Source organism: uncultured Campylobacter sp., from assembly GCF_963517995.1.
Classification (GTDB): Bacteria; Campylobacterota; Campylobacteria; order Campylobacterales; family Campylobacteraceae; genus Campylobacter_A.
This window is the reverse complement of sequence record NZ_CAUQHQ010000103.1, coordinates 1-7,865: the sequence shown is the minus strand read 5'-3', so window position 1 is coordinate 7,865 and position 7,865 is coordinate 1. Positions and strand designations below refer to the sequence as shown.

Below are 7,865 nucleotides of genomic sequence, written 5' to 3'. Positions count from 1 at the left end.
CTTCTGGACGAGTTTAAGATAAAAGAAAACGAAAACCGCGCTGTCTAAATCCACAGCGGAGGCAAAATACGCCGCGTGGCTCTGGGCGCGCTGATACTTAAAAAGCCAGATGTTTTGCTACTTGACGAGCCTACGAACCATCTTGACGTTTATATGGTAAGATTTCTTGAAGATATGCTAAAAAGCTCGCGTCAGACGATAGTTTTTATCTCGCACGATCGATACTTTATCGACGCGCTAGCGACTAGAAGCGCCGAGATCGAGGATGGCGCGCTGGCGTCGTTTGAGGGCGGTTACGCGAACTATCTAGCTAAAAAAGAGGAAATCCTAGCTAGCCTAGCCAAATCCCACGAAACGCTGCTAAAACAGCTAAAAGCCGAGGAGGAGTGGCTGCGTCGCGGCGTCAAAGCACGTCTAAAACGCAACGAAGGGCGCAAAGAGCGAGTACTTGCCATGCGCGAGGAGGCTAAGAAAAATCCGGGCGTAATACGCCGCGTTAGGCTCGAGCTTGAGCGCGCGAGCAAAAATTTTAATCAAACTCAAAGCGTAAACCGCAAAAAGATGCTATTTGAGATCAAGCAACTAAGCAAAACTATCGGCGGCAAGCAGCTTTTTAGAGATTTTAACGCGCGCGTTTTGCAAGGCGAGCGTATCGCGATAGTCGGACGAAATGGCAGCGGCAAAAGCACTCTTATTAAAATTTTACTCGGGTTTGAAAAGCCTAGTAGTGGAGAAATAAAGCGCGGCGAGGTGCGCGTGGGATACTTTGACCAGTCGCGAAGCGCGCTGGATGATGACAAGAGTCTCATCGAGACCTTTTGTCCAAACGGCGGCGATCACGTCATGGTGCGCGGGCGAAATATGCACGTCTACGGCTATCTTAAAAATTTCCTATTTCCTAAAGAATTTCTCGATAAACCCATCGGCGTGCTAAGCGGCGGCGAGAAAAACCGCGTGGCGCTAGCTTTGCTTTTTAGCAAGGAGTACGACGTACTCGTGCTTGACGAGCCTACAAACGACCTTGATATCGCTACTATCAATATCCTTGAAGACTACCTGCAAAGCTTTGAAGGCGCTATCATCATCGTGAGTCACGACCGATACTTCGTCGATAAGATCGCGCATAAGCTCTGGGCCTTTGAGGGGACGGCGATCGAGGTGCTACATCAAGAATACAGCGTCTACCTCGAGCTAGAAGACGAATTAGCCGAGCTTGGTAAATTCGAAGCGAGCCTAGCAAACGAAGCCGAGCAAGCGCAAAAACAAAAGAGCAAAACCAGCGCGAAGCTAAGCTACAAACAAACGCAAATTTTATCCTCGCACCCGGAAAAAATCGCCGCGCTAGAGGCTAAGATAAAAGAGCTAAACGCGGGCCTTAGCGATCCTAAAATCTATCAGCAAATCGGCCTAACCGCACTTTATAACGACCTAGAAGCGGCTAAAAGCGAGCTTGAAACGTTAGAGAACGAATACTTTGAGGTCTTGGAAATCGCCGAAAATTTGGAGCAAATTTGAAAAAATTAACTAAAACGGGCAGAGTTAGCGCTCTAAATTTACGCACGATTAAACGAGACGAGTTTATCGGCGCTAGTTTTGAGCTGGACGGGATTAAGTTTAGCGGCGTTTTTTCGGTGGATTTTAGTCTGGAACAGGGCGACCTCGTGCGCATAGAGTACGAAAGAGACGGCTTTATAAATAGAATAACCCTGCTTGAAACCCTGGCTAAAAATAGCAAAAACAAGAGCATGACGGCAAAAATTATAAACATTACGGTTTTTATCTCGCTTACACTTCTTGCTCTTTGTATCGCGGGCGGAGTGATTTTTTCTTTAATTACGGGCAGATTTGAGATTCGCGATTTTACCGATGTTATTAGGCTTATTGGCATTTGTTTTCTCGTTTGGTCGCTAGCGTACCATGCGATAGGAAAATTTAAAATTTTGAGACATTTTACTCGATTTTAGGCTTAAATTTACGTTTAGTCCGCTTAAATTTAGGCCTAAAATTTAGAAAAGATTAAAAATTTAACCCAAATTACCGCAGTTTGCCCGTAATTTTAATTAAATTTTTTATATAATTTCGCGTTTTATTAAAAGGTTTATGATGGATAGAAAAACTTGGAGTTCGAAAATAACGTATATTTTGGCTGTTGCGGGCGCTACGGTCGGTTTTGGCGCGACGTGGCACTATCTCGCATCGAGGTAGATAATCCGACCATCATACTTTATATCACATTTGGCATAGCTTTTATCGTTGCGATCATCTTTGACGTTTCAAAAGCTAGGGGTGCAAAGAGGGATTGCGGATAAATTTAACGTAAATTTTTTAAAGCACCTTTTTTAGGTGCTTTGCCCCTTAAATTTAGCTCAAAATTTAAGGGGCAAATTTGACCCATTTACTTTTTTTCGTTATTTTGAAATGAAGCTGAAATTTACAAAAAAGGAGAAAAATGATCAAATTTCAAAGGTCTAAATTTAACAACTCGGTATTTATCCCATCGCTTGTTGTCATATTTTTAATAACGGCATTTGCAGCGATATTTCCAAAATTCTCAAATGAGTTTTTTAAAGGCATGCAAAACTACATCGCGGCCAAATTTGGCTGGTTTTACATCCTGGCCGTCGCCGTCATACTTCTAAGTATCATTATCCTTGGCTTTAGCAAGCTTGGCGAGATCAAGCTTGGAGCCGATCACGTAAAGCCGGAGCACAAAAATATCTCGTGGTTTTCTATGCTTTTTGCCGCCGGCATGGGCATCGGACTTGTATTTTTTGGCGTGGCCGAGCCGCTCATGCACTATCTAAATCCGCCGCTCGGCGACGCGCAAACTATCGCAGCGCAAAAGCTTGCGATGAATATTACCTTCTTTCACTGGGGCATGGGCGCATGGTCGGTCTATGCTATCGTGGCGCTAATCCTTGCCTTTTTCTCGTACAGACACGGCTTGCCGCTCACGCTTAGATCGGCGTTTTATCCGATAATCGGCGATAAAATTTACGGCAAGATCGGCAACGCTATCGACACATTTGCCGTCGTAGCGACGCTATTTGGCGTAGCGACCTCGCTAGGATACGGCGTACTTCAGGTAAATGCCGGCCTTACGCACGTTTTTGGCCTGCCGACTATGCATATCACGCTTCTAATAGTGCTTTGTTTTGCAGCGACCATCTCAGCGGCAAGCGGCGTGGATAAGGGGATTAAAATTTTATCAAACTCAAATATCGCACTAGCTATATGTTTTATGTTTTTGATACTATTTTTAGGCGATACGACGCAGCTTTTAAAGTCGTTTGTGCAAAACAGCGGCGACTACGTCTCGACGCTTATTTCAAACACCTTTAACCTCTACGCCTACGAGAGGCAAAATGAGAGCTGGCTTGGCGGTTGGACGCTGCTATACTGGGCTTGGTGGCTATCTTGGTCGCCGTTTGTGGGGCTTTTTATAGCTAAAATCTCAAAGGGTAGGACGATAAGAGAATTTGTGATCGGCGTACTTTTCGTGCCAACCGGCTTTACCTTTGCTTGGATGAGCTTTTTTGGCAACTCGGCGATCGCGCTTGTTCAAGGCGGCTTTAGCGAGCTTGCGACGACCGTAAATTCCGACTCGGCTTCGGCGCTTTTTATGTTTTTAGAAAAATTTAGCTTTTCAGGCGTGCTAAGCACGATCGCAGTCTTTATGATCGTCATATTTTTCATCACTTCGGCCGACTCAGCGGCGATCGTGATGAACATGCTTTGCTCAAACGGCAAGGACGATACGCCGGTTTGGCAAAAGGTCTTTTGGGGCGTTACGGTGGGCGTCGTGGCGGCATTTTTGATGCTAGCCGGCGGTCTTGGCTCGCTTCAAGCGCTTACGATAACTACGGCGTTGCCGTTTGCTATCGTGCTACTTGGCGCCATTTACGGACTATTTAAAGCCTTGCGCGTCGATGCGACCAAAAAAGAGACAAATAACTTTAACAACATGCCTCTTAGCGATCTTTCAAAGCCTTGGCAAGAGCGACTAAGCGCTATCATCACTCTACCTAGCAAAAAAGACGGCAGTAAATTTCTAAACGAAGTCGTGCTAAAAGCCTTTAACGAGCTAAAAGATGAATTTGCCAAAAACGGACTTGAGGCAAATGTAACAAAAGCTGAAAATTTCGTAAATTTAAACGTCGGACTTGGCGACGAGATGGACTTTAGATACGGCGTATATCTCACCAAAAGCCAGAGCCCGGACTACACTAGAGAGCTTGAGGGCGACGATCTTTACTACAGAGCCGAGGTATATCTAAAAGAGGGCGGTCAAGACTACGACGTGCTTGGTTGGAGCGAGGCCACGCTGATAAACGACGTCATAGAGCAATACCGCAAACATATGCAGTTTTTACATGTCGTTAGAAAATAAAAAATTGGCGTAAATTTGCAGAAATTTACGCCTTTAAATTTATGCCAAGTAGCCTTTTTCTAATAATATTTACCGATTTTAATCCAGATTTGTTTTAAATTTCAAAGATGGTTCTAAAAACTTTAAATAAAATTTTTATATAATCTCTCTTTTTCGTAAAGGTATACAGATGGATAGAAAATCGTGGAGTTCGAAGGTAACGTATATTTTGGCGGTTGCGGGCGCGACCGTGGGCTTTGGCGCGACGTGGCGCTTCCCGTATTTAGTCGGGCAAAACGGCGGCGGCGCCTACGTACTCGTGTTTTGCATCGCGATGATCGTGATCGGTATACCGATGATTTTGGCTGAAAATGCGATCGGCAGACGCCTAAAATGCAACGCCGTGGACGCATTCGGCGGTAAAAATATAAATCCGGCGTGGAAAATCGTGGGCTGGATGGGGCTGCTTGGGGCATTTGGCATCATGGCCTACTACATGGTTATCGGCGGCTGGGTGCTAAACTACATCGCGCAGATCGCATTTGGTATGCTCGATCTCTCGCAGGTGCTTAGCTTTGAGGCTACGAGCGCGTTTTACGAGCAAAATATCGTGAGCGATCCGCTGGCTATCAGCTTTGCGACGCTCGTGTTCGTGCTCGTAAACTACGCGATCTTGGTGCAGGGCGCAGTCGGCGGAATAGAACGCTCGGCGAAGTACCTCATGCCGCTGCTTTTCGTGCTCATGATCGTGATGATCGTAAAAAACTTAACCTTAGATGGCGTGGCGCAGGGGGTCAAATTTTACCTCACGCCAGATTTTTCAAAGATAAATTTAAAGCTTTTCGTCGAGGTTTTGGGGCAGGTATTTTTCGCGCTTTCGCTTGGTTTTGGCGTGATGATCACGCTTTCAAGCTTTGTTAAAAAGGACGAAGGGCTGGTTAAAATCTCTATCATCACGGGTATCCTAAACACTCTCATCGCCGTACTTGCCGGTTTTATGATATTTCCGTCGCTTTTTAGCTACGGCGTTTCGCCCGATAGCGGCCCAAGCCTCGTGTTTAAGAGCCTGCCGATCGTTTTTTCGCATATGCCTTTTGGCGGATTTTTTGCGGTGGCGTTTTTTACGCTGCTGATGATCGCCGCGCTCACGACCTCGCTGCCGATCTACGAGGTCATCATCACGACGCTTCAAGAAAAATTTAAAATCAGGCGCAAAAGCGCGATTTTGCTGGTGCTTGGCACGATATTTATATTTGGAAATTTACCGTCCTTGATGGCTACGAACCTGCTTGCGGACATTAAAATTTTCGGTAAAAATATCTTTGACGCATACGACGCCATCAGCGCTACGATATTTTTCGTGCTGACTTCGCTAGGATGCGCGATATTTGTCGGCTGGGTGCTAAAAGACGAAGCCAAACGCGAGATAATGCAGGGCAGCGAAAAATATGCAAAACTCGTAAATATCTGGTTTTGGTATATCAAATTCGTCGTGCCGTTTATCATTTTGGTGCTTTTTATCAGCTCGTTTTACGATAATTTTTTAAAGTAAATTTGATGACAAATCTCATAAATTTAGCTAGCGGCGATAGATTAAATTTGCGCGTAGAGGGTCAAATTTTAGTTAGCCAGAGCGTCAAAAACGGCAAAACTAGGCAGACACAAAAGGAGTTTGCAAGCACGGACGAGGCGCAAAAAGCTTACGTAAAAAAGGAGTGGGAGAACCTGAAAAAAGGCTACGTCATGCAAAACGCGGGTGCGCTAGCTGGCGAAGCTAGCCTGCACGTATGTATCGGCGGCGGATACACGAGAGCGCTAGCATTTGCTGGCGCGGACGGCGAGCTTTTCGTCTATAAATGCGGCGGTTACAAAGAGAGCGGCGCGCTAGATGATTTTCTCATCAGGCTGGACGCGAGCGGCGCCGTAAAGCAGCAGATCGTCTTGCCAAAGCCGCTTGCATGGCAGGCTGAGTGCACAGGCGAAAATTTGCTGCTGGACTTAGATCACGATATTTTTAAATTTAACCCACAAACGGGCGAATTTACAAACGTCTTTAAAGAGCTAAAAATAAAAAGAAACGGCGATATTACGAGCTGCGTCTGCGCGTCCGGCAAGACGGCGGCATTTGCGGCTTACGGCCAAATTTACGTTTTGCGAGACGGGGGTTTTTCGTCTCTTGGCAAATACGAAACGGATCCTGGCTGCGGGGCTGCGTTTTGCATAGCGCTTAGCACGGATGGCGCAAAGCTGGCTATAAGCTGCAAACAAAACGAGATCAAAATTTTAAACGCTCTAAACGGAGAAATTTTAAACGAGATAAAAGAGGACTTCGGTGCGCTTAGCGACGTTTGCTTTTTGAAAGACGGCTCGCTGCTGGGCAGAGAGTATTATGGGGGCGGCCTAGTCTGTTTTGACGCCGCAGGCTCGCGGCAAACTACCGCGTGGATGCGGGGCGAATGCGCCAAGGCCCAGAAGATTTGCATTAGCGCGGACGGCTTGCGGCTGGCGCTAATTAGCTACGACAAGGCTCGTGTCGTCGATCTAAAAAGCGGGAAATTAGAACGCGAATTTAGCTTGGAGCATATCGTAAGGCGCTGCGAGGCCAAATTTGAACGCATAAACGGCGAGGAATTTTTGGCCGTGCGCACCGACTACGGCTGCTTTAGCCTTTATAAAATTTAAGGGAAGATATGTTTTATTTTTTACTCGGTATCTACTTTTTTTACGTTGCCGCAAAGGCGTGGCTGGCGATTTTGCAGATAGGCTTTATCCGCGCAGAGGCTAAAAAGCCGGCCGTCGTGCTAGAGCAGGGGGAGTATAAAACCGCCGCCGCCGCAGCGATAAGTAATCAAAAATTCGAGCTAATTAGCCTTCTTTATCACGCCGCGATATTTATGATGTGGGCGTGCTGGGGGCTTGGCGCGATATCGGGGCATGCCTACAAAACGGGAGATATAGGCGATAACGTCTTTATGGTTATGGTATTTTTGCTCGTTTCGTCGCTGCTAGAACTACCGCTAAATATCTACGAAACCTTCGTCAAAGACAAAAGGCTCGGCTTTTCAAACGTTACGCCTAAAATTTTTGCGCTTGATCTGCTTAAAACGCTCGCGCTAACGCTGGTTTTCGGCACGCTGTTTGTGTGGCTGGTGCTGCTTTGCATTAGATTTTTGGGCGATTTTTGGTGGTTTTGGGCGTTTTTGCTTAGCTTTGCCATCGCGCTTGTTATAAATCTCATCTACCCGACGCTCATCGCGCCAATTTTTAACAAAATGCAGCCGCTAGAAGAGGGCGAGCTAAAAAGCCGTATTGAAGGGCTTTTAGCACAGTGCGGATTTAAAAGTAGCGGCGTTTTTACGATAGACGCTAGCAAGCGCGACAACCGCTTAAACGCCTATTTCGGCGGCCTTGGCGCGACTAAACGCGTGGTGCTTTTCGACACGCTCGTTAAAAAACTAAGCCTAGAGGAGATAATTGCCGTTTTGGGGCATGAACT

Annotated in this window: 6 protein-coding genes and 2 pseudogenes; all 8 read left to right on the top strand. The window is 46.3% G+C overall.

Going from position 1 to position 7,865, the window contains the following annotated elements; translation table 11 throughout:
- Nucleotides 1–1,515 (top strand): annotated as a pseudogene (locus RYL88_RS09775) (ABC-F family ATP-binding cassette domain-containing protein); the annotation flags it as partial.
- Nucleotides 1,512–1,964, top strand: a complete 453-nt coding sequence (locus RYL88_RS09770; RefSeq protein WP_314990931.1) for a hypothetical protein — start codon at nucleotides 1,512–1,514, stop codon at nucleotides 1,962–1,964. The pseudogene RYL88_RS09775 and the gene RYL88_RS09770, both read left to right, overlap by 4 nt.
- A 139-nt stretch (nucleotides 1,965–2,103) precedes the next feature.
- Nucleotides 2,104–2,190, top strand: a pseudogene (locus RYL88_RS09765) (hypothetical protein); the annotation flags it as partial.
- Nucleotides 2,181–2,309 carry a hypothetical protein gene (locus RYL88_RS09760; protein ID WP_314990929.1) on the top strand — a complete coding sequence of 43 codons (129 nt, stop codon included), beginning with the start codon at nucleotides 2,181–2,183 and terminating at the stop codon, nucleotides 2,307–2,309. The pseudogene RYL88_RS09765 and the gene RYL88_RS09760, both read left to right, overlap by 10 nt.
- A 140-nt stretch (nucleotides 2,310–2,449) precedes the next feature.
- Complete coding sequence (locus RYL88_RS09755; protein ID WP_314990926.1) at nucleotides 2,450–4,390, top strand: BCCT family transporter; 1,941 nt, start codon at nucleotides 2,450–2,452, stop codon at nucleotides 4,388–4,390.
- Nucleotides 4,391–4,559: 169 nt separating this feature from the next.
- Nucleotides 4,560–5,921: a sodium-dependent transporter gene (locus RYL88_RS09750; protein WP_314990924.1), complete on the top strand. Its 1,362-nt coding sequence runs from the start codon at nucleotides 4,560–4,562 to the stop codon at nucleotides 5,919–5,921.
- A gap of 5 nt (nucleotides 5,922–5,926) precedes the next feature.
- Entirely contained in the window at nucleotides 5,927–7,051 is a 1,125-nt protein-coding gene (locus RYL88_RS09745) for a hypothetical protein (RefSeq protein ID WP_314990922.1), read from the top strand.
- Nucleotides 7,052–7,059: 8 nt separating this feature from the next.
- On the top strand, nucleotides 7,060–7,865 hold an 806-nt coding region (locus tag RYL88_RS09740; RefSeq protein ID WP_314990920.1), incomplete at its 3' end, for a M48 family metallopeptidase.

Bases quoted from the DNA above. Each gene is read 5' to 3' on its own strand.
- RYL88_RS09755 (WP_314990926.1), top strand. From the start codon at position 2,450: ATGATCAAATTTCAAAGGTCTAAATTTAACAACTCGGTATTTATCCCA.
- RYL88_RS09750 (WP_314990924.1), top strand. From the start codon at position 4,560: ATGGATAGAAAATCGTGGAGTTCGAAGGTAACGTATATTTTGGCGGTT.
- RYL88_RS09745 (WP_314990922.1), top strand. From the start codon at position 5,927: ATGACAAATCTCATAAATTTAGCTAGCGGCGATAGATTAAATTTGCGC.